Below are 18,647 nucleotides of genomic sequence, written 5' to 3'. Positions count from 1 at the left end.
AGCCCGGACCAGGTCCGGGCTTTTCAGTGGCCTCAGGCCGGCGCCTTACTCAGCGGCCGGCGCGGGCTTGCGGCGCTTGAGAGGCGCCAGGCCATCCTGGCTGACCAGGGCCGGGCCGTCGCTCTTTGGCCGGTTGGCGCTCTTGCGCTTGGTCGGCGACTTGGCCAGAGACTTTTTCTTGTCGCCCTTGGCATCGGTCTTTTTCTTCTTGGTACCAGCGGCCTTGCCCGAGGCCTTGACCTTCTTCGGACCGCCGTAGGTGCCCTTGACCTCCTTGATGGTGCGACGCTCGAAGCTCTGCTTGAGGTAGCGCTCGATGCTCGACATCAGGTTCCAGTCGCCATGGCAGATCAGCGAGATGGCCAGGCCTTCGTTGCCGGCACGGCCGGTACGGCCAATGCGGTGCACGTACTCGTCGCCACTGCGCGGCATGTCGAAGTTGATCACCAGGTCCAGGCCCTCGACGTCCAGGCCGCGGGCAGCGACATCGGTGGCCACCAGGATCTTCACCCCGCCCTGCTTCAGGCGGTCGATGGCCAGCTTGCGATCCTTCTGGTCCTTGTCGCCGTGGAGGACGAACGCCTTGTAGTCCTGGGCCACCAGGCGACCGTAGATGCGGTCGGCCATGGCCCGGGTGTTGGTGAAGATAATGGCCTTCTGGTAGGTCTCGTTGGCCAGCAGCCAGTTGACGATCTGCTCTTTGTGCTGGTTGTGGTCGGCCGTGATGATCTGCTGGCGCGTGGTCTCGTTGAGCTGGCTGACGCTGTTGAGTTGCAGGTGCTCAGGGTTGTCGAGGACCTTGGCGACCATTTCCCGCAGACCGGAACCACCGGTGGTGGCGGAGAACAGCATGGTCTGCTGGCGGCTCGGGCACTCATCCACCAGGCGTTGCACGTCTTCGGCAAAGCCCATGTCGAGCATGCGGTCGGCTTCGTCGAGCACCAGCACTTCGACTTCCTTGAGGTCCAGGTTGCCGGCGTTGAGGTGTTCCAGCAGGCGACCCGGGGTACCGATGAGGATATCCGGCACTTTGCGCAGCATGGCGGCCTGGACCTTGAAATCCTCGCCACCGGTGATCAGGCCGGACTTGATGAAGGTGAACTGGGAGAAACGCTCGGCTTCCTTCAGGGTCTGCTGGGCCAGCTCCCGGGTCGGCAGCAGGATCAGGGTCTTGATGCTGACGCGGATCTTCGCCGGGCCGATCAGGCGATTGAGGATCGGCAGGATGAAGGCCGCGGTCTTGCCGCTACCGGTTTGTGCCGTCACCCGCAGGTCACGCCCTTGCAGCGCGAGCGGAATAGCCGCGGCCTGTACCGGAGTCGGCTCGACAAATTTAAGCTCGGCCACGGCTTTGAGCAGGCGTTCGTGCAGGGCGAATTGGGAAAACACGGGTGCTACCTCGAAGATGTGCAAAAAAACAGCTGCATAGGGTAACGGTTTCGGAGGCCCAGGCCGAGTTTCTTTGTGCAAACGGTGGCAAAGAGTTGGTTTTTTGTTAGCCGATTTTTCTCAAGCCGTAACTTTGCCGGGGTTAGATGCTCTAATCCCCCCCTTGTGCCACACAGAAGAATCGTTTTAGCCCATGGACTTCAAACAGCTCTGGCTCGATACCCAGGACCTCTGGGGAGCCCTCGACCAACACCCGCTCCTCCACGCCGGCCTGGGCCTGGCCCTGTTGCTGGTAGTCGCCCTGGTACTCGGACGGGTGGCCCGCTACCTGGTGCTGCATGGCGTGCGGCTGCTGGGGCGGCAACCGGCCCTGCACTGGCTCAACGACCTGCGCCAGAACAAGGTGTTCCACCGCCTGGCACAGATGACTCCGTCCGTGGTGATCCAGTTCGGCCTGCACCTGGTGCCGGAGTTGAGCCAGGCCAGCCAGCTGTTCCTCGGCAACCTGGCCATGGCCTTCACCATCCTGTTCCAGCTCCTGGCCCTGAGCGCCCTGCTCAATGCCCTGCTGGACATCTACGCCCGCACCGAGCACGCCCGCACCCGCTCGATCAAGGGTTATGTGCAACTGGCGAAGATGGTGCTGTACGTGTTCGGCGCCATCATCATCGTCGCCACCCTCATCGACCGTTCGCCGCTGTTGCTGCTCTCGGGCCTGGGCGCCATGTCGGCGGTGATCCTGTTGGTGTACAAGGACACCCTCTTGTCCTTCGTCGCCAGCGTGCAACTGACCAGCAACGACATGCTGCGGGTCGGCGACTGGATCGAGATGCCCCAGGTGGGCGCCGATGGCGACGTGGTGGACATCACCCTGCACACGGTCAAGGTGCAGAACTTCGACAAGACCATCGTTTCCATCCCCACCTGGCGACTGATGTCCGAATCGTTCCGCAACTGGCGCGGCATGCAGCAGTCCGGCGGTCGGCGGATCAAGCGCAGCCTGTTCATCGACGCCAGCGGCGTGCGTTTCCTGCATGACGACGAAGAGGCGCGGCTGAGCGGGGTACGCCTGCTCACCGACTACATCGGGCGCAAGCAGGCCGAGCTAAAAAGTTGGAACGAGGCCCAGGGCAACGTTGCCGCACTGTCGGCCAACCGCCGGCGCATGACCAACCTCGGCACCTTCCGCGCCTATGCCCTGGCCTACCTGAAAAGCCACCCCGAGATCCAACCGAACATGACCTGCATGGTGCGCCAGATGCAGACCACGGCCCAGGGCATTCCCCTGGAGATCTACTGCTTCACCCGCACCACGGTGTGGGCCGACTACGAACGGATCCAGGGGGATATCTTCGACTACCTGCTGGCGGTGATGCCGGAGTTCGGCCTGAGCCTGTACCAGCAACCCAGCGGCAACGACCTGCGCGCCGGCCTGCTACCGGCGGTGCTGGGTGCCAGCCATATCGGCCCGAGCCAGAAGCAGGCGCTCTGACTAATGCCGATCAGCTAAGGCAACGGTAAGAGCGAGGCTTGCCCGCGATGGGCTTCAAAGCGCTGCGTTTACCCCGTAAACACGCGCTACCTTTGACTCGCATCGCGAGCAATCGAGCGTCGACCGGCTAGGGGATCACCTCGCCCAATGCAAACGCCAGTCCCCGATTCCTGGTGTTTTCAGGCTGCCGTCGGTGCTGCCTGCGACAGCGGGTCAGGCAGCGAACGGCAAGCCAGCAGGATGAACAGCACGGACAGCAACGCGCACCCAGCCCCCAGGCAAATCGCCGCACCGTAGCCCTGGTACAGGTCGAACAACCAGCCGGCGAGACTGCCGCCCAGCAATGCCGCGATACCTACCGACATGTACAGGGCGCCGAGTATTGCCCCCAGGTTGGCGGTGCCGAACCAATCGGCCGCCACCGCCGGGTAGAGCGAAATGCAACCGCCGTTGGCCACGCCAAAGCACAGGGCGAACAACGCCAGGGCCATGAAGCCATCGGCCACCAGCCACAGCAGGTTCAACAGCACCAGGACCAAGGTCAGGGCGATGAGCAGGCGCCGGCTGCCGATCCGGTCGCCCAGGCTGCCGAGGAACAGGCGACCGCCGACGTTGCCAACGCCGATCAGGCCAATCAGCAAGTTGGCTGCGGATACCCCCAGCCCTGCCTGCCGGGCATAGGGATTGATGTGCACCAACGCCACGAACAACCCCACCGAACCGCACAGGATCGCCGCGAAATACCACCAGAAGCGCGCCATGCCCAGGGCTTCGCTCAGGCGCAAGCCAGCCGTGGCCGCCTGGGGCCGCTCGGCCATGGCGGGCAGGCCGTCCGCGAACAGCCCCAGCTCCTGGGGGCCGCTGCGCATCAGGGCCGTGGCACCCATGCCAAGCAGCAGGATCGCGCCGGCGAAGATCTGCAAGGTCGCCTCCCAAGAAAAATGCTCCATCAGCCAGCCGGCCAGCAGCGGCCCGGCAAAGGTCCCGACCCCGGTTCCCGCCAGGGCAAGGCCCGAGGCCTGGCTGCGCCGCCTGACGAACCAGCGCTGGACCACCGCCACCGCCGGCACATACACCAGGCCGACGCCCAGTCCCACCAGCACGCAGAAGCACAGCAGGAACCACCACAACGACCCGGACGCCAGGCTCGCGCAGAAAAAACCCAGGGCCAGGGACAAGATGCCGGCCCCCACCACCCGCCGGGTGGAAGTGCGATCGGCCAGCACGCCGGCGACAACCCCCATGGCGTAGTAGATCAACGCAGTCAGGGAAAACACCGAGGCCACGGAAAAGCTCCCCACCGCGAAATTGGCCTGGATCTGCGAGAAGAACGCACCGAAGGAATAGGCACCGCCAAAGATCAGCGCCAACAGCACATGGGTGGCCAGCACCACATACCAGCCGTGGAATACCTGGAACTTCATGGCGCAACGCCCTCCCTTGCCTGGAGCCGGCTTCAGCAAAGCCAGCCCCACCTTGTAATGTCTTGTATATACATATGAATGCAATTTCATGGCCAGCCGCGTCACCTTGCGCTCGGCCATTTGCTTTAACTAGCTAACTATTTGTTTTAAATGACAAAAACAGTGACAAAAAAAGAACCCGCCGATGTGGCGGGTCCTGGGCAGAGCATCGCTCCTGGGGATGGGGGTAACAGCTGCGTAGAACCGCTACCCAATCTGGCTAGCGCCCGTAACCTTCACGCCGTGGCCACCCTGCGCTGGCCATGGCGGCTGACCCACACCGCCAGCAGGATCACCAGCCCGCCAAGGGCCAGGCGTCCCAGATCTTCATGGCGGTTCCAGATCAGCAAATTGAGCAAAAGGCCCACCGGCACATGCAGGTTGTTCATCACCGCCAGGGTCGCGCCGGTGACCAGGCAGGCGCCCTTGTTCCACCAGTACAGCCCCAGGGCCGTGGCCACCAGCCCGAGGAACAGCAGCACCGCCCAGGTCACCGGAGCATCCGGCAAGAAGTGCGCCTTGCCGAACAGCAGGAACGCCGGCAACACCACCAGCAAGGCTCCCAGGTAGAAGTAGCCGAAACGCCGGTAATGCGGCAGGTCGCTGGGGTAGCGGGCCACCAGGTGCTTGTACAGCACCTGCCCGGCGGCATAGGTGAAGTTGGCCAATTGCAGCAGCAAGAAGCCCATGAAGAAGTCCGGGTTGATCCGGTCATAACGGATCACTGCGGCGCCCGCCACCGCCACCAGGGCCGCCAGCAGGCCCCAGGGATTGAAGCGCCGGTTCAGGGCGTCCTCGATCAGGGTCACATGCAACGGCGTGAGGATGGTGAACAACAGCACCTCCGGCACGCTCAGCACCCGGAAGCTCAGGTACAGGCACACATAGGTGATGCCGAACTGCAGCGCGCCGATCAGCAGCATGCCGCGCATGAAGGCCGGCTCCACCCGGCGCCAGCGGGTCAGCGGGATGAAGACCAATCCGGCCAGCAGCACCCGCACCAGCACCGCGAAGTAGCTATCGACATGCCCGGCCAGGTACTCGCCGATCAGATTGAAGGAAAACGCCTGGATCAGGGTGACAACAAGTAGATAGCCCATGCTCGCCTCATCTTTGGATGGCGGCGACGATAACGGTTTTGCCAGCGCGGGTGAAATCGCCGGCAAAAAAAAGCCCGATCTCGCAAGGCGTTCGATCGGGCATTGGCACTGAAGGAGCACGCAGTGCAAAGGGAGGTTCGATGCGCGAACCGGCTTGAAGGGGGTACGCAGGAGCTACTTGAACATCCCGCGATTATCTGGGGATTAACCCGTCAGGCCACCTGGGCCAGCCTGGCGTTGGCCTGGTTCAGGCCCTTCTCGTGGAAATCGCCACCCAGGTTCAGGCCCTCGGCATGGATGAACTGCACGTCGTGGATCCCGATGAAGGCCATGACCTGGCGCAGGTAGGGTTCCTGATGGTCAGTGCTGCTGCCGGCGTAGATCCCGCCACGGGCCGTCAGCACGAAGGCACGCTTGCCAGTGAGCAGGCCCTGGGGACCGGTCTGGGTGTACTTGAAGGTGACCCCGGCGCGCAGCACATGGTCGAGCCAGGCCTTGAGGGTGCTGGGGATGGCGAAGTTGTACATGGGCGCCGCCATCACCAGGACGTCGGCCGCCAACAGCTCCTCGGTCAGCTCATTGGAGCGTTGCAGCGAATCCTGCTCGGCGGCGTTGCGTTGCTCGGCAGGCTTCATCCAGCCGCCCAGCAGGTTGGCGTCCAGGTGCGGCACCGGGTTGCGAGCCAGGTCGCGCACGGTGATCGAGTCCGCCGGATAGGCCGCTTGCCACTGCTGGATAAAGGTCTGGGTCAGTTGGCGGGATACGGAATCCTGCTGGCGGGCACTGCTTTCGATGATCAGGACGCGGGACATGGGTGAAGCCTCCATCGGGGTATGCGTAAGTCGATGGGGCGCAGATTAAACAGAGATATATCGATGAAAAAGCGCAAATAACTGCTATAACCAATCAATAATTTCGTTTATAAGCGAAGCCAGTCCCAACGTTGTCGTCGACCCTGGCTTCACTGGAGTCACTTGGCCTGGCAGTTCAGGTCCAGGCGCAGCTTGATGATCTTGCGGTTGAACTTGGCGGTGACGTTCCGGCTCTGCCCCGCCGCGACCTCCACCCGGCGAGTGCGAGGCGATTCGGGACCGTTGCGAAACACCACGGTGCAGGTAGCGTCGGTCTTGCCATAGTTGTTCAACTGGATGGAACCGATGTCCTCATCGGTGTCGTAGGCGGTGTAGTCGATGCCCAGGCCGTTGAGTTGCTTGTCGACATCGATGGGATAGGCCCAGGCCCCCAGGGGCAACAGGGCCAGCAGCACACAACAGAATTTTCTCATTCGGCGCTCTCCAATGCGGGAGCGCCAGCTTAGGACAAGAGGAGCCCCTCATGAAAGCGCCCCGCGTGACCCTGGATCAATGGCGCACCCTGCAGGCTGTGGTCGATCACGGCGGCTTCGCCCAAGCCGCCGAAGCCCTGCATCGTTCGCAATCCTCGGTCAGCTATACCGTGGCACGCATGCAGGACCAGCTCGGCGTGCCGCTGCTGCGTATCGATGGGCGCAAGGCGGTGCTCACCGAAGCTGGCGGCGTGCTGCTGCGCCGCTCCCGGCAGTTGGTCAAGCAGGCCAGCCAGCTCGAAGACCTGGCCCATCACATGGAGCAGGGCTGGGAAGCCGAGGTCCGCCTGGTGGTGGATGCCGCCTACCCCAATGCGCGCCTGGTCCGCGCCCTTACCGCATTCATGCCGCAGAGCCGCGGCTGCCGCGTGCGCCTGCGCGAGGAAGTGCTGTCCGGAGTCGAGGAAGTGCTGCTCGAGGGCGTTGCCGACCTGGCCATCAGCGGTTTCAACATCCCCGGCTACCTGGGGACCGAGATGAGTTCGGTGGAATTCGTCGCCGTGGCCCATCCCGAACACGCCCTGCACCGCCTGCAACGACAACTGGCCTTCCAGGACCTGGAAAGCCAGTTGCAGGTAGTGATCCGCGACTCCGGCCGCCAGCAACCGCGGGACGTGGGCTGGCTGGGTGCCGAGCAGCGCTGGACCGTGGGCAGCCTGGCCACCGCCGCGAAGTTCGTCAGCAGCGGCCTGGGTTTCGCCTGGCTGCCACGGCACATGATCGAGCGCGAGCTGAACGAAGGCCTGCTCAAGGTGCTGCCCCTGGACCAGGGCGGCAGCCGCCATCCGACCTTCTTCCTCTACTCCAACAAGGACAAACCCCTGGGCCCGGCGACGCAGATCCTGGTGGAACTGCTGCGCACCTTCGACACCGCGCCGCTGGACGCGCCGTTCGCCGCCCCCGAGCAAGCCTGAAGTCCCAACCACCAGAACAAGGAGTTCTGCCATGGCGTATTTCGAGCATGAAGGTTGCACCCTGCACTACGAAGAATACGGCCGGGGCGAGCCCCTGCTGCTGGTCCACGGCCTGGGTTCCAGCGCCCAGGACTGGGAAAAGCAGGTCCCGGAACTGGCGACCCGCTATCGCCTGATCATCCCGGACGTACGCGGCCATGGCCGCTCCGACAAGCCCCGGGAGCGCTACAGCATCCCTGGATTTGCCGCCGACCTCATGGCCCTGGTCGAACACCTGGGCCTGGGGCCGGTGCACTATGTCGGGCTGTCCATGGGCGGCATGATCGGCTTCCAGCTGGCAGTGGACCAGCCGCACCTGTTCAAGAGCCTGTGCATCGTCAACAGCGCGCCCGAGGTCAAGCTGCGCTCGGCCGACGACTATTGGCAGTGGTTCAAGCGCTGGAGCATGTCCCGGCTGCTGAGCATGGCGGCCATCGGCAAGGCCCTGGGCCAGCGACTGTTTCCCAAGCCCGAGCAAGCCGAGTTGCGGCAGAAGATGGCCGAACGCTGGGCAAGAAACGACAAACGTGCTTATCTCGCCAGCTTCGACGCCATCGTCGGCTGGGGAGTCCAGGAACGCCTGGGCCGTATCACCTGTCCAACCCTGGTCGTCAGCGCCGACCACGACTACACCCCGGTGGCGCTCAAGGAGGCTTACGTCAAACTGCTGCCGCACGCGCAGCTGGTGGTGATCGAGGACTCCCGGCACGCCACACCGCTTGACCAACCGCAGCGCTTCAACCAGACCCTGCTGCACTTCATCAATACAGTCGACACCACCACCCAGGATCACTGACCCATGTTGAAAAAAATCGCCCTCGTCGCCGGTTCCGTACTCTTCGCCGCCAACCTGATGGCAGCGCAACCGGCCAAGGCACCCCACGTCATGCTGGACACCAGCTTCGGCAAGATCGAGATCGAACTGGATCCGGTCAAGGCGCCGGTCTCCAGCAAGAACTTCCTCGACTACGTCGACAGCGGCTTCTACTCCAACACCATCTTCCACCGGGTGATCCCCGGCTTCATGGTCCAGGGCGGTGGCTTCACCGCGCAGATGGTGCAGAAGGACACCCGTGACCCGATCAAGAACGAAGCCTCCAACGGCCTGCACAACGTGCGCGGCACCCTGGCCATGGCTCGGACTTCGAACCCCAACTCGGCCACCAGCCAGTTCTTCATCAACGTCGCCGACAACGCCTTCCTCGATCCGGGCCGCGATGCCGGCTACGCGGTATTCGGCAAGGTGGTGAACGGCATGGAAGTCGTGGACCAGATCGTCAACTCCCAGACCACCACCAAGCAAGGCATGCAGAACGTCCCGGTCGACCCGGTACTGATCAAGTCGGCCAAGCGCATCGACTGATCACGCAGCCTGTCCCCGACGGCGGCGCCCTACCCGGCGCCCCGTCCGCTATAGCACAGGAGAGCCCGTACAACGGGCTGCAGACCCCATGCTCTATCGTCGTTTCGAACAACTGATCGATATCTTCCGCGACACCCCCGCGACCGCCCCGCCCAACCGGGTCCTGCCCTTCTATTTCCACTACATCAAGCAAGTCTGGCCCAGCTTCGTCGCCCTGCTGGTGGTCGGCCTGTTCGTGGCCCTGATCGAGGTGTCGCTGTTCAGCTACCTGAGCACCATCATCGACCTGGCCCAGGGCACGCCCAGCGTCCAGGTCTTCAGCGACCATGGCCTGGAACTGGCCTGGATGGCGGTGGTGGCGCTGTTGCTGCGCCCGCTAATGGTGGGCCTGCACGACCTGCTGATGCACCAGACCATCACCCCGGGCATGACCAGCCTGATCCGCTGGCAGAACCACAGCTACGTGCTGCGCCAGAGCCTGAACTTCTTCCAGAACGACTTCGCCGGGCGCATCGCCCAGCGCATCATGCAGACCGGCTACTCGCTGCAGGACTCCTCGGTGCAGGTGATCGACGCCCTGTGGCACGTGACCATCTACGCGGTCGGCGCCCTGGTGCTGTTCGCCGATGCCGACTGGCGCCTGATGATCCCGCTGCTGTTGTGGATCGTCGGTTTCATCGGCGCCATGCGGTTCTTCGTGCCGCGTATCCAGAAACGCTCGGTGGATGCCTCCGACGCCCGCTCCAAGCTCATGGGGCGGATCGTCGACGGCTACACCAACATCGCCACCCTGAAGCTGTTCGCCCATACCCATTTCGAGCAGAGCTACGCCCGCGAGGCCATCGCCGAACAGACCGAGAAGAGTCAGTTGGCCGGTCGCGTGGTGACCTCCATGGACGTCACCATCACCACCCTCAACGGCCTGTTGATCGCCGGCACCACGGGCCTGGCCCTGTGGTTGTGGAGCCAGTCGCTGATCAGCGCCGGGGCCATCGCCCTGGCCACCGGCCTGGTGATCCGTATCGTCAACATGTCCGGCTGGATCATGTGGGTGATCAACGGCATCTTCGAGAACATCGGCATGGTCCAGGACGGCCTGCAGACCATCGCCCAGCCGCTGCAACTGACCGACCGCGAACAGGCACCCAAGCTCGAAGTGACCCGAGGCGGGGTGAACTTCGAGCATGTCGAGTTCCACTACGGCAAGGCCAACAAGGTCATCAGCGATCTCAACCTGCACATCCGTCCCGGGGAAAAGATCGGCCTGATCGGCCCCTCCGGGGCAGGCAAGTCGACCCTGGTCAACCTGCTGCTGCGCCTCTACGACCTGCAGGGCGGACAGATCCTGATCGACGGCCAGGACATCGCCGGGGTGACCCAGGAAAGCCTGCGCGAGCGTATCGGCATGATCACCCAGGACACCTCGCTGCTGCACCGCTCGATCCGTGACAACCTGCTCTACGGACGTCCCGACGCCACTGACGAGGAACTCTGGGAAGCCGTGCACAAGGCCCGGGCCGACGAGTTCATCCCGCTGTTGTCCGACGCCCAGGGCCGCACCGGCTTCGACGCCCACGTGGGTGAGCGCGGGGTCAAGCTGTCCGGCGGCCAGCGCCAGCGCATCGCCATCGCTCGGGTGCTGCTCAAGGACGCGCCGATCCTGATCATGGACGAAGCCACCTCGGCCCTGGACTCGGAAGTCGAAGCGGCGATCCAGGAAAGCCTGGAGACCCTGATGCAGGGCAAGACCGTGATCGCCATTGCCCACCGGCTCTCCACCATTGCCCGCATGGACCGCCTGGTAGTGCTGGAACAGGGCCGCATCGCCGAAACCGGCACCCATGCCGAACTGCTGGCCCACGGCGGCCTGTATGCGCGGCTGTGGCAACACCAGACCGGCGGCTTCGTCGGCATCGACTGAGTGCTCAGCAGCGGCTACAGGTGGTTGGTGTAGCCGCTGCCGCAGGCTGCGTACGGGCGCGCGGCGGCCGCAAGATCGGGTAGCCACCACCACCGCTGGAAGGCCCTGCGGGCCCTGGCGCAGCTTCGCAGGCCCAGCAGCGGCTACAGGGTCTGCACAACACCCCGAAAAGACGCCAGAGCCCCAGCCCACGGGGCCTGGCGTTTTTCATGGGCGGGTGGAATTGCCGCCAAAGCCTGCTGTACTGAGCCTAGGTTGCGGAGCGAAACCTGTAGTTAATCTGCTGGATGCATAACAGCTGTAGCGCGTTGATAGGTCGACCTATCAAGGACTCTCCCATGTCGTTGTTCAAGCGTTCCATGACTGAAATGCTCGGTACCTTCTGGCTGGTGTTGGGCGGTTGCGGCAGCGCCGTACTCGCGGCGGCCTTTCCCGATGTCGGCATCGGCCTGCTGGGGGTCGCCCTGGCCTTCGGCCTGACCGTCCTGACCATGGCCTTCGCCATCGGCCATATCTGCGGTTGCCACCTCAACCCCGCCGTATCCGTGGGCCTGGTGGTGGGTGGACGCTTCCCGGCCAGGGAACTGCCGGCGTACGTGGTGGCCCAGGTGATCGGCGCAGTGATCGCCGCGGCGTTGCTGTACTTCATCGCCAGTGGCAAGCCCGGCTTCGAGCTGGCCTCGGGGCTGGCCGCCAATGGTTATGGCGAGCACTCGCCCGGCGGCTATTCGCTGGCTGCGGGTTTGGTCTGCGAACTGGTGATGACCGGCATGTTCGTGGTGATCATCCTCGGCGCCACCGACAAACGCGCCCCGGCGGGGCTTGCGCCCATCGCCATCGGCCTGGCGCTGACCCTGATCCACCTGATCTCGATCCCGGTGACCAACACCTCGGTCAACCCGGCCCGCAGCACCGGCCCGGCCTTGATCGTCGGTGGCTGGGCGCTGCAGCAATTGTGGTTGTTCTGGCTGGCGCCGATCCTCGGCGCGGTGGTCGGTGGCCTGGTCTACCGCTGGCTGGGCCAGGAAAACCGCTGAGGCTCAGGCCTGGCGGTAGGGCAAGGCGTCCCTGGCCTGTTCGGCATAGGCCTGGACGCCGGCCCGCTCACGCTGGAGGAAATCCTGCACCGCAGTCTTCAACCCGGGATGGCGCAGGTAATGCCAGGAGCGGGTGAGCACCGGCTCGAAACCGCGAATCAGCTTGTGCTCGCCCTGGGCTCCGGCGTCGAAGCGCTGCAGCCCATGGGCGATCGCATAGTCCATGCCCTGGTAGAAGCACGTCTCGAAATGCAGGCGGTCGAGCTCCGCCAGGCAGCCCCAGTAGCGCCCATAGAAACTGCCGCCCCCGATCAGGCTGAAAGCCATGGCCACCGGCCGCCCGCCCTGGCAGGCCAGGACCACGCGGATCGCCTCGGGCATGCGTTCGGCCAGCAGGCTGAAGAAGTCGCGGGTCAGGTAGGGTGACTGGCGGCGCACCGCATAGGTGTTGGCGTAGCAGGCATAGACGAAGTCCCACTGCGCCTCACTGAGTTCGGCCCCCTCCAGCCACTGGAAGTCCATGCCCTGCCCCGCCACCTGCTCACGCTCCTTGCGCATCTGCTTGCGCTTGCGCGAACTCAGGGTATCGAGGAAGTCCTGGAAATCCCGATAGCCGCGATTGTGCCAGTGGAACTGGCAGCCCAGGCGCAGCATCCAGTCCGCCTGGCGCTCCAGGGCCTGGTCGCTGAAGTCGTCGGTGAAATTGACATGGGCACTGGATAGCCCCTCGATCTCCAGGTAGCCGGGCAAGCTCTTGAGCAGCTCCAGCGCGTCGGCCTGGGTCGCCGCCAGCACCCGCGCACCGCTCACCGGGCTGAACGGCACCGCGCTGAGCAACTTGGGGTAGTAGTCGATGCCAGCTCGCTCGCAGGCCTCGGCCCAACCATGGTCGAACACGTATTCACCGTAGGAGTGCCACTTGCGATAGCTGGGCAGCGCCGCCAGCAGCCGGCCATCTTCCACATGCAGCAGGTGTTCGGCTTGCCAGCCGGAACGTGGCCCGAGGCTGCCGCTGTCTTCCAGAGCACTGAGAAAGGCGTGGCGGACGAAGGGTTGCCCATCCTTGAGCAGTCCATCCCATTGCACGGGATCGACGGCGGAAAGGCTGTTCAAGGATTGCAGCGGCATCAGGTTCCCCGGGAGTCAGCTCGAACGACCCGCCGAGTATATCCCCCCATCGACGGCCGCGCCGAGACACTCAGGCAGGGCCCAGGTGCTCGGCCAGGAAGTCGATGAACACCCGGGACTTGCGCGGCAAGTGCGGGCTGTTGGGAAACAGCACATGGACCGGCTGCCGGGCCAGGCTGTAGTCGGGCAGCACCCGTACCAGCCGTCCCTCGCCCAGGTCGCCCAGGACCAGCCACTCCGGCAACACCGCCAGGCCCATCCCGCCCAGGGCCATGGCGCGGATCGCCGACGCCGAGTTCGACTCGTGCCCGGGCGTGACCCGCACCTGCACCTCGCCCCGGCGCGGGTGGCTGAAGGTCCAGCCCGGCGGCCCGCCCAGGTTGCTGTTGCCGATCCAGGGGCAGTTCGCCAACTCCTCGGGGCGGCTCACGGCGAGGCTCTCCTGCAACCCCGGGCTGGCCACCAGGACAATGCCGTAGTCCGCCAATTGGCGGCCCTTGAACCCCGAGTCGACCAGGTGCCCAAGGCGGATCACCAGGTCGAGCTTCTCCGCCACCAGGTCGTTCAACGACGAGTTGAAGTGATAACTCAGGCGCACCTCGGGATAACGCGCGGTGAACAGCGGCAGCAGCGGCAGGATGAAGGCCTGGGCGTATTCCGCGGTGGAGCTGATGCGCAGCTTGCCCGACACCCGGTTGCGCCCATGCAGCACGTTGTCGAAGGCCGTATCGATATTGGCGACAATTCCCTTGAATTCATCGTAGAGATCCTGGCCGGTCTCCGTGAGGGCGATATGCCGCGTGGTCCGGGTCAGCAAGGGCGTCGCCAGCACTTGCTCCAGGGTCTTGATATGCAGGCTGGCCATGGCCTTGCTGATTCCCAGGTAATCCGCGGCACGGGTGTAGGAGGCAAAGTCCACCACCGCGAGAAAGGTCTGGATCCGGTGCAACTGGCCGTGCAGGTTCTCGTTCACTGTCAAATTTCCTAGAACAATGAATCAAGTATAGGCGCCTCGACAGGCTCGGCCCAGGCTCCCTAAGCTGCGGGCAAAACGGGAGGCGGCATGACCTACAGATATAAAGTGGCGGTGGTATTCCTCCTCGGCTTCTTCATCGATTGCGTGAACATCTTCATGTCGGCGGTGGCGCTGCCCAGCATCGCCACCCAGTTGCAGGTTTCCAGCGCCAGCGTGGCCTGGGTGGCCAACGCCTACATCCTCGGCCTGACCCTGGTAATCCCCATCAGCCCCTGGCTGGCGGCACGCCTGGGCAACCGCCAGGTCATCGCCGCCTCGATGCTGCTGTTCAGTTTCGCCGGGCTGTTCTGCGGGCTGGCCGAAGGCTTCCTGCCACTGGTGGCCTGGCGCTTGCTCCAGGGCATGGCCGGCGGCCTGTTGATCCCCCTCGGGCAGGCCCTGACCTTCAACCTGTTCCAGGGCTCGCAGCGGGCGCGGATCTCGACCCTGGTGATGGCGGTGGCGCTGCTGGCGCCGGCGCTGTCGCCGACCCTGGGCGGAACCATCGTCGACCTGGGCTCCTGGCGCTGGGTGTTCTTCGCCAGCCTGCCCCTGTCGCTACTGACCGCGCTGCTGGCCTGGTGCTGGATCGCCAATGAAGACCGCCAGGTGGCCAGGCGCCCGGATCTGCGCGGCCTGTTGCTGGTCAGCGGCGCCCTGGCCGGACTGCTCCTGGGCATGTCGCTGTACGGCAGCGGATATCCGACCCAGCAGGCCCTAGCCTGCCTGGCCGGCGGCCTGGCGTTCGCCCTGGCATACCGCTGGCATTGCCGGCGCAATCCACAGCCCATCGTCGACCTGCGCCTGCTGGGCAATGTCCGCCTCGGCCTGTCGGTGGCGATCTACCACGCCATTCCCGGGATCTTCACCGGGGTCAACCTGCTGAGCCTGTTCTTTCTCCAGGACAACCTGCACCTGAGCGCCCGGCACAGCGGGATGTTTATGCTGCTCTACGCCGCCGGCGCGCTGTTGGCGATGCTGGCCTGCGGGCGCTTCTACAACAAGCTCGGCGCCGCCCGGCTGTTCGCCATCGCCCTGGTGCTACACAGCGCCGGTATCGCCACCTTGTGCTGGGTCGACTCGAGCCGCGACCTGCCATTGCTCATCGGTGCCTACCTGCTCATGGGCCTGGGCGGCGGCGCCGGCGCCAATACCGCGCAGACCACCGCCCTGCTGGACTTCAGCGGCAGCGACACACACCAGGCCAGCGTGATCTGGAACATCAACCGGCAGATGGCCTTCAGCCTCGGCGCCGCCTGGTTGCTGATGCTCTACAACCTGTTGCTCGGGCATGTCCCGGCCACCAGCGCCTTTCACCTGAGCCTGCTGCTGGCCGCCCTGGCCGGCCTGCTCATCCTGCCGCTGCTCGGCAAGCTCACCCCACCGAAGAAGGTCCTTCATGCACCAGTCGATCGTTAAACAGGCACTGCACAGCGTTCACCAGATCCACCAGTTGATCCATGGCGTCTTCACTCACTCCCAGGGCGACGGCGCGGCACCGATCGAACAGGTCATGGCACTGCTGGCCGAGGACTTCCAGATGGTCACCACCGCCGGAACCATGGCCGATCGCGAGCAGGTCGAGCAGCTGTTTCGCGGCGCCCTGGGCGCCCGCCAAGGCTTGCAGATCGAGGTCAGCGACCTGCGCTGCGTATGGCAGGAAGGCCAGTGCGCGGCGATTCGCTACAAGGAGACCCATCGCCTGGATCAAGTGGCGACAGCGCGCCTGTCCCTGGCGTTGATCCGCATCCAGGGCGACTCGGCGCAGTGGCTCTACCTGCATGAAACCAACTGTCCCTGAGCCTGGCCGACAGGCAAAAAAAACCCCGCCAGGGCGGGGTCAAAACGAGAGGAGCTATAACGGATGAGAAAGAGCTCGACTTTGTTGCGACAGCCTTAGAACACGTACTGCACGCGGGCTACCAGGGCATCGCCGCTGTCGTCGCCAACGCTGTTGGTGATCTTGTCGGTGTTGACCTTGATGTAGTTCGCGGAAACCTTGATCGCCTCGTTGGCATACCAGTTGACGCCGATGGTGTTCATGTTGGCCTTGGCATCGCCCACTTCGCGGGTCGCGGTGGAGGTCACGATGTTCTTGTCATCGACCTTGATGTTGTCGTAGCGGTAGAACACTTCCCAGGCACCGTACTGCTTGTTCTCGGGCTTGATGGTGTCGAACTTGGCGCCATCGAGCTTGTACACGCGGGACTCGCCGGTCAGGGTGTAGGCCAGTTGGCCGTAGAAGCCGGTGGCCTTGACGTCCTTGTAGGAGGCGCTGTCGGCCTTCATCTTGCGGGTCAGGTATTCGGCCTGGGCCGAGAACGGACCGCTGGCGAAAGCGAATTCACCGCCGAACACCCGGTCGTTGTCGTAGGCGCCAGCAGCGGTCAGGTTCGAAGCGTTGAGGCCGGCACCGCCGCCGAAGGTAGCGCGGTTGCCGTTGGCACCGGCATCGTTGCCGCCATTGGTGGCGATACCACGCACGCCGAGACGCGGGCGGATCCGCGAGTCGAAGGCGGTATCGCCAAGATCGCGGCTGGCGAAGTCCAGGCCGAAGTGCAGGACGTTGCCGGTTTCGTGCATCGGGGCGAACACCGCACGGGCGTTGAACTGCTTGACGCTGTCGCCGTCGCTGTCGTTGATGTCCTTGGCGGACACGCTACCGGACAGGTAGGCCATGTCGGCCACCACGGAACTGACCTGCAGGCCCATGCCGTTCTCGTGGGAGTTGACCCAGTCGGCCAGCTCGTAGGCGGCGTTACGCTCCATGGCGGTGATCCACTTGGAACTGGTGGCTTTCTCCAGGCCGAAGTCCTGGTCGAAACGACCGGCGCGGATGGTCACCGGCTTGAAGCCCACATAGGAAATGGTCGCTTCGTCGAAGTAACCATCATCGGAAGAACCGGAGTTGTGGGAGAAGTCGTAGTTGATCTGGTATTTCCAGTCCTTGTAGGCGGTACCGCCCAATTCCAGATAGGCGCGGCGGAAGTAGGCGCCGTCACCGCTGTTTCCATTCTTGGTATAGAACCCGTCGAAACGGCCATAGTCGGCTTGCAGGCGACCGCCCAGCTTGAAGCTGAAGGCGGAGTCGGTGGTAGCAACCTCAAGGCCGCCCTTGGTCTTGACTACGATATCGGCGCCGTCGGTGGTGACGGTGCCAGCGAAAGCCTGGGCGGTCACTGCCAGGGCCAGGGCGCTGGCGGCAAAACCGGCGAAGTGCTTACGGATCATCGAAGAGTTCCCCTAATTGGTGGTCTGTAGCGTTGGAAAACACGCGGACTGGGCCGCTGGTGTCGGGGGGAATCTTGGGGTTCGAGGATTTCAGCCAGGTTGCTGGAAAATAAAGATTTGATTACAGAGGAACTTTTTTACTTCGAAAAGAAATAAGGCAAAAGGCCCGTCCTAGAGCGGTTTGCGGCTGTTTTCAGGGACAATGCCGAAGATGACGAAATGGTTATTTTTGTGCGGACCACCGCGCAGCGAGCACGACGGGAGAGGGAATCACGAACGTGACTCCCTGGCAGGAACAGGCAGAAAAACATCGCGGCGGATGTCTGGCGACATCCGCGGCTTCATGGCGCTCAGCGCTCGCGTTTACTCTCGGCGGCCAGGCGTTCGGCCAGCTCGTCGAGACCTTCCAGCGGTGGTTCCGGCAACACGCGCAAGGTGGCCTGCAGCAGGCGCATCTGGCGAATGAAACGCCGGCAATTGGGGCAGAACAGCAGGTGATGGCGAACCATCAAGCGTTCGCGAAAGCTCAATTGGCCATCGAGATAATCGCTGGAGCGCGCCACTTGTTCCTTACAGGTCAGCATTGGCCGGTTTCCTCAAAATGCTCCACCGTGGCGAACACCTTCAACCGCGCCCGGTGCAGCAGTACCCGGACATTGGACAGGGTGATCCCCAGAAGATTACAGATTTCCTCGAGCTCCAATCCCTCGCGCTCACGCAGCTTCAGCACGCTGCCTTGTAGCTCGGAGAGACTGAGCAAGGTGTGCTCTAGGCAATCTCGCAGCTCGGCTTCGGTCAGCAGCGCTTCGGGGGTGTCCTCGTGCCAGGCGAAGGGCGCCACCAGCCAGTGGCCGTCACTGGAGGAGAACCGCTCGTCGCCCACCGTGCCATGGGGCGCGGGCAGGTCATCGAGCAGGACTTCGCGGCGATTCTGCTTGTAGCGGCCCTTGGCCGCGTTGGCGGTGATGGTCAGCAGCCAGGTCTTGAGGCTGGAACGCCCCTGGAAGCCCGACAGGTTGCGTACCACCGAAAGCCAGGCATCCTGCACCACCTCGTCGGCGTGCCGGTTGCCGACGATGGCGTAGGCTACCGCGCGCATGGCGCTCTGGTAGGTACCGACCAGTTCCTTGAAAGCCCTCTGTTCGCCCGCCAGAAGGCGCTTGAGCAGTTGCGTGTCATCAACAGCAGCCATTCGTGCCTCGTTCAATCA

The 18,647-nt window shown here is 63.9% G+C and carries 18 protein-coding genes; 8 read left to right on the top strand and 10 right to left on the bottom strand.

All coding sequences use genetic code 11. From position 1 onward, the window contains the following. Positions 1-45 precede the first annotated feature (45 nt). Positions 46-1,389 carry a DEAD/DEAH box helicase gene (locus C4K40_RS07880; RefSeq protein ID WP_031321130.1) on the bottom strand — a complete coding sequence of 448 codons (1,344 nt, stop codon included), beginning with the start codon at positions 1,387-1,389 and terminating at the stop codon, positions 46-48. Between the two features lie 193 nt (positions 1,390-1,582). On the opposite strand from C4K40_RS07880, the gene C4K40_RS07875 reads away from it, so the two are divergent. Next, a complete protein-coding gene (locus C4K40_RS07875; RefSeq protein ID WP_022642952.1) occupies positions 1,583-2,881 on the top strand; it encodes a mechanosensitive ion channel family protein in 1,299 nt (432 codons plus the stop codon). A 179-nt stretch (positions 2,882-3,060) separates the two neighbouring features. Here the strand turns inward: C4K40_RS07875 and C4K40_RS07870 are convergent, their stop codons facing one another. From C4K40_RS07870 to C4K40_RS07855, 4 genes are all read right to left on the bottom strand, one after another. Next, positions 3,061-4,305, bottom strand: a complete 1,245-nt coding sequence (locus tag C4K40_RS07870; RefSeq protein WP_053135207.1) for an MFS transporter — start codon at positions 4,303-4,305, stop codon at positions 3,061-3,063. A gap of 275 nt (positions 4,306-4,580) precedes the next feature. Then, a complete protein-coding gene (locus C4K40_RS07865; RefSeq protein WP_022642950.1) occupies positions 4,581-5,444 on the bottom strand; it encodes a carboxylate/amino acid/amine transporter in 864 nt (287 codons plus the stop codon). A 212-nt stretch (positions 5,445-5,656) separates the two neighbouring features. Further along, a complete protein-coding gene (locus tag C4K40_RS07860; protein ID WP_022642949.1) occupies positions 5,657-6,256 on the bottom strand; it encodes an FMN-dependent NADH-azoreductase in 600 nt (199 codons plus the stop codon). A gap of 158 nt (positions 6,257-6,414) precedes the next feature. Further along, positions 6,415-6,729, bottom strand: coding sequence for a hypothetical protein (locus C4K40_RS07855; protein WP_053135209.1), 315 nt, complete (start codon positions 6,727-6,729; stop codon positions 6,415-6,417). A gap of 50 nt (positions 6,730-6,779) precedes the next feature. On the opposite strand from C4K40_RS07855, the gene C4K40_RS07850 reads away from it, so the two are divergent. The 5 genes from C4K40_RS07850 to aqpZ all read left to right on the top strand — a co-directional run bounded on the left by C4K40_RS07850 (position 6,780) and on the right by aqpZ (position 12,063). Continuing rightward, a complete protein-coding gene (locus tag C4K40_RS07850) occupies positions 6,780-7,703 on the top strand; it encodes a LysR family transcriptional regulator (protein ID WP_022642947.1) in 924 nt (307 codons plus the stop codon). Between the two features lie 31 nt (positions 7,704-7,734). After that, positions 7,735-8,538, top strand: a complete 804-nt coding sequence (locus tag C4K40_RS07845) for an alpha/beta fold hydrolase (RefSeq protein WP_022642946.1) — start codon at positions 7,735-7,737, stop codon at positions 8,536-8,538. A gap of 3 nt (positions 8,539-8,541) precedes the next feature. Then, the gene (locus C4K40_RS07840; RefSeq protein ID WP_022642945.1) at positions 8,542-9,105 is read left to right on the top strand and encodes a peptidylprolyl isomerase; all 564 of its coding nucleotides are present in this window, start codon (positions 8,542-8,544) and stop codon (positions 9,103-9,105) included. An 88-nt stretch (positions 9,106-9,193) separates the two neighbouring features. Beyond that, positions 9,194-11,026: an ABC transporter ATP-binding protein gene (locus C4K40_RS07835; RefSeq protein WP_022642944.1), complete on the top strand. Its 1,833-nt coding sequence runs from the start codon at positions 9,194-9,196 to the stop codon at positions 11,024-11,026. Positions 11,027-11,364: 338 nt separating this feature from the next. Further along, a complete protein-coding gene (gene aqpZ / locus C4K40_RS07830; protein WP_053135212.1) occupies positions 11,365-12,063 on the top strand; it encodes an aquaporin Z in 699 nt (232 codons plus the stop codon). 3 nt (positions 12,064-12,066) lie between these two features. On the opposite strand, the gene C4K40_RS07825 is transcribed toward aqpZ, so the two are convergent. Both C4K40_RS07825 and C4K40_RS07820 read right to left on the bottom strand, forming a co-directional pair. After that, positions 12,067-13,191 (bottom strand): GNAT family N-acetyltransferase, encoded by a 1,125-nt coding sequence (locus C4K40_RS07825; protein WP_053135215.1) that lies wholly within the window; start codon positions 13,189-13,191, stop codon positions 12,067-12,069. 70 nt (positions 13,192-13,261) lie between these two features. Beyond that, the gene (locus tag C4K40_RS07820) at positions 13,262-14,170 is read right to left on the bottom strand and encodes a LysR family transcriptional regulator (RefSeq protein WP_083456953.1); all 909 of its coding nucleotides are present in this window, start codon (positions 14,168-14,170) and stop codon (positions 13,262-13,264) included. Between the two features lie 84 nt (positions 14,171-14,254). Between C4K40_RS07820 and C4K40_RS07815 the strand changes: the two genes are divergently transcribed. Together C4K40_RS07815 and C4K40_RS07810 are read left to right on the top strand one after the other, a co-directional pair. Next, positions 14,255-15,625: an MFS transporter gene (locus C4K40_RS07815; RefSeq protein ID WP_022642940.1), complete on the top strand. Its 1,371-nt coding sequence runs from the start codon at positions 14,255-14,257 to the stop codon at positions 15,623-15,625. Further along, the gene (locus tag C4K40_RS07810) at positions 15,606-16,007 is read left to right on the top strand and encodes a nuclear transport factor 2 family protein (RefSeq protein WP_022642939.1); all 402 of its coding nucleotides are present in this window, start codon (positions 15,606-15,608) and stop codon (positions 16,005-16,007) included. Before C4K40_RS07815 ends, C4K40_RS07810 begins: the two co-directional genes overlap by 20 nt. Positions 16,008-16,102: 95 nt before the next feature. Here the strand turns inward: C4K40_RS07810 and C4K40_RS07805 are convergent, their stop codons facing one another. The 3 genes from C4K40_RS07805 to C4K40_RS07795 form a co-directional block, all read right to left on the bottom strand. Next, positions 16,103-17,437 (bottom strand): OprO/OprP family phosphate-selective porin, encoded by a 1,335-nt coding sequence (locus C4K40_RS07805; protein WP_022642938.1) that lies wholly within the window; start codon positions 17,435-17,437, stop codon positions 16,103-16,105. A gap of 350 nt (positions 17,438-17,787) precedes the next feature. Beyond that, positions 17,788-18,021, bottom strand: coding sequence for an anti-sigma factor (locus C4K40_RS07800; RefSeq protein WP_022642937.1), 234 nt, complete (start codon positions 18,019-18,021; stop codon positions 17,788-17,790). Next, entirely contained in the window at positions 18,015-18,629 is a 615-nt protein-coding gene (locus C4K40_RS07795; protein WP_053135218.1) for an RNA polymerase sigma factor, read from the bottom strand. The genes C4K40_RS07800 and C4K40_RS07795 overlap by 7 nt, the downstream gene beginning before the upstream one ends. Between the last annotated feature and the right edge of the window lie 18 nt (positions 18,630-18,647).

The sequence above is a fragment of the Pseudomonas sp. CMR5c genome (assembly GCF_003850545.1).
Classification (GTDB): Bacteria; Pseudomonadota; Gammaproteobacteria; order Pseudomonadales; family Pseudomonadaceae; genus Aquipseudomonas; species Aquipseudomonas piscis.
Note: the sequence above shows the minus strand (reverse complement) of the source record. Positions and strands in the feature narration are given on the sequence as shown.

Coding starts and splice junctions, on each gene's coding strand:
- C4K40_RS07875 (WP_022642952.1), top strand. CDS start 1,583: ATGGACTTCAAACAGCTCTGGCTCGATACCCAGGACCTCTGGGGAGCC.
- C4K40_RS07870 (WP_053135207.1), bottom strand. CDS start 4,305: ATGAAGTTCCAGGTATTCCACGGCTGGTATGTGGTGCTGGCCACCCAT.
- C4K40_RS07865 (WP_022642950.1), bottom strand. CDS start 5,444: ATGGGCTATCTACTTGTTGTCACCCTGATCCAGGCGTTTTCCTTCAAT.
- C4K40_RS07860 (WP_022642949.1), bottom strand. CDS start 6,256: ATGTCCCGCGTCCTGATCATCGAAAGCAGTGCCCGCCAGCAGGATTCC.
- C4K40_RS07855 (WP_053135209.1), bottom strand. CDS start 6,729: ATGAGAAAATTCTGTTGTGTGCTGCTGGCCCTGTTGCCCCTGGGGGCC.
- C4K40_RS07850 (WP_022642947.1), top strand. CDS start 6,780: ATGAAAGCGCCCCGCGTGACCCTGGATCAATGGCGCACCCTGCAGGCT.
- C4K40_RS07845 (WP_022642946.1), top strand. CDS start 7,735: ATGGCGTATTTCGAGCATGAAGGTTGCACCCTGCACTACGAAGAATAC.
- C4K40_RS07840 (WP_022642945.1), top strand. CDS start 8,542: ATGTTGAAAAAAATCGCCCTCGTCGCCGGTTCCGTACTCTTCGCCGCC.
- C4K40_RS07835 (WP_022642944.1), top strand. CDS start 9,194: ATGCTCTATCGTCGTTTCGAACAACTGATCGATATCTTCCGCGACACC.
- aqpZ (WP_053135212.1), top strand. CDS start 11,365: ATGTCGTTGTTCAAGCGTTCCATGACTGAAATGCTCGGTACCTTCTGG.
- C4K40_RS07825 (WP_053135215.1), bottom strand. CDS start 13,191: ATGCCGCTGCAATCCTTGAACAGCCTTTCCGCCGTCGATCCCGTGCAA.
- C4K40_RS07815 (WP_022642940.1), top strand. CDS start 14,255: ATGACCTACAGATATAAAGTGGCGGTGGTATTCCTCCTCGGCTTCTTC.
- C4K40_RS07810 (WP_022642939.1), top strand. CDS start 15,606: ATGCACCAGTCGATCGTTAAACAGGCACTGCACAGCGTTCACCAGATC.
- C4K40_RS07805 (WP_022642938.1), bottom strand. CDS start 17,437: ATGATCCGTAAGCACTTCGCCGGTTTTGCCGCCAGCGCCCTGGCCCTG.
- C4K40_RS07800 (WP_022642937.1), bottom strand. CDS start 18,021: ATGCTGACCTGTAAGGAACAAGTGGCGCGCTCCAGCGATTATCTCGAT.
- C4K40_RS07795 (WP_053135218.1), bottom strand. CDS start 18,629: ATGGCTGCTGTTGATGACACGCAACTGCTCAAGCGCCTTCTGGCGGGC.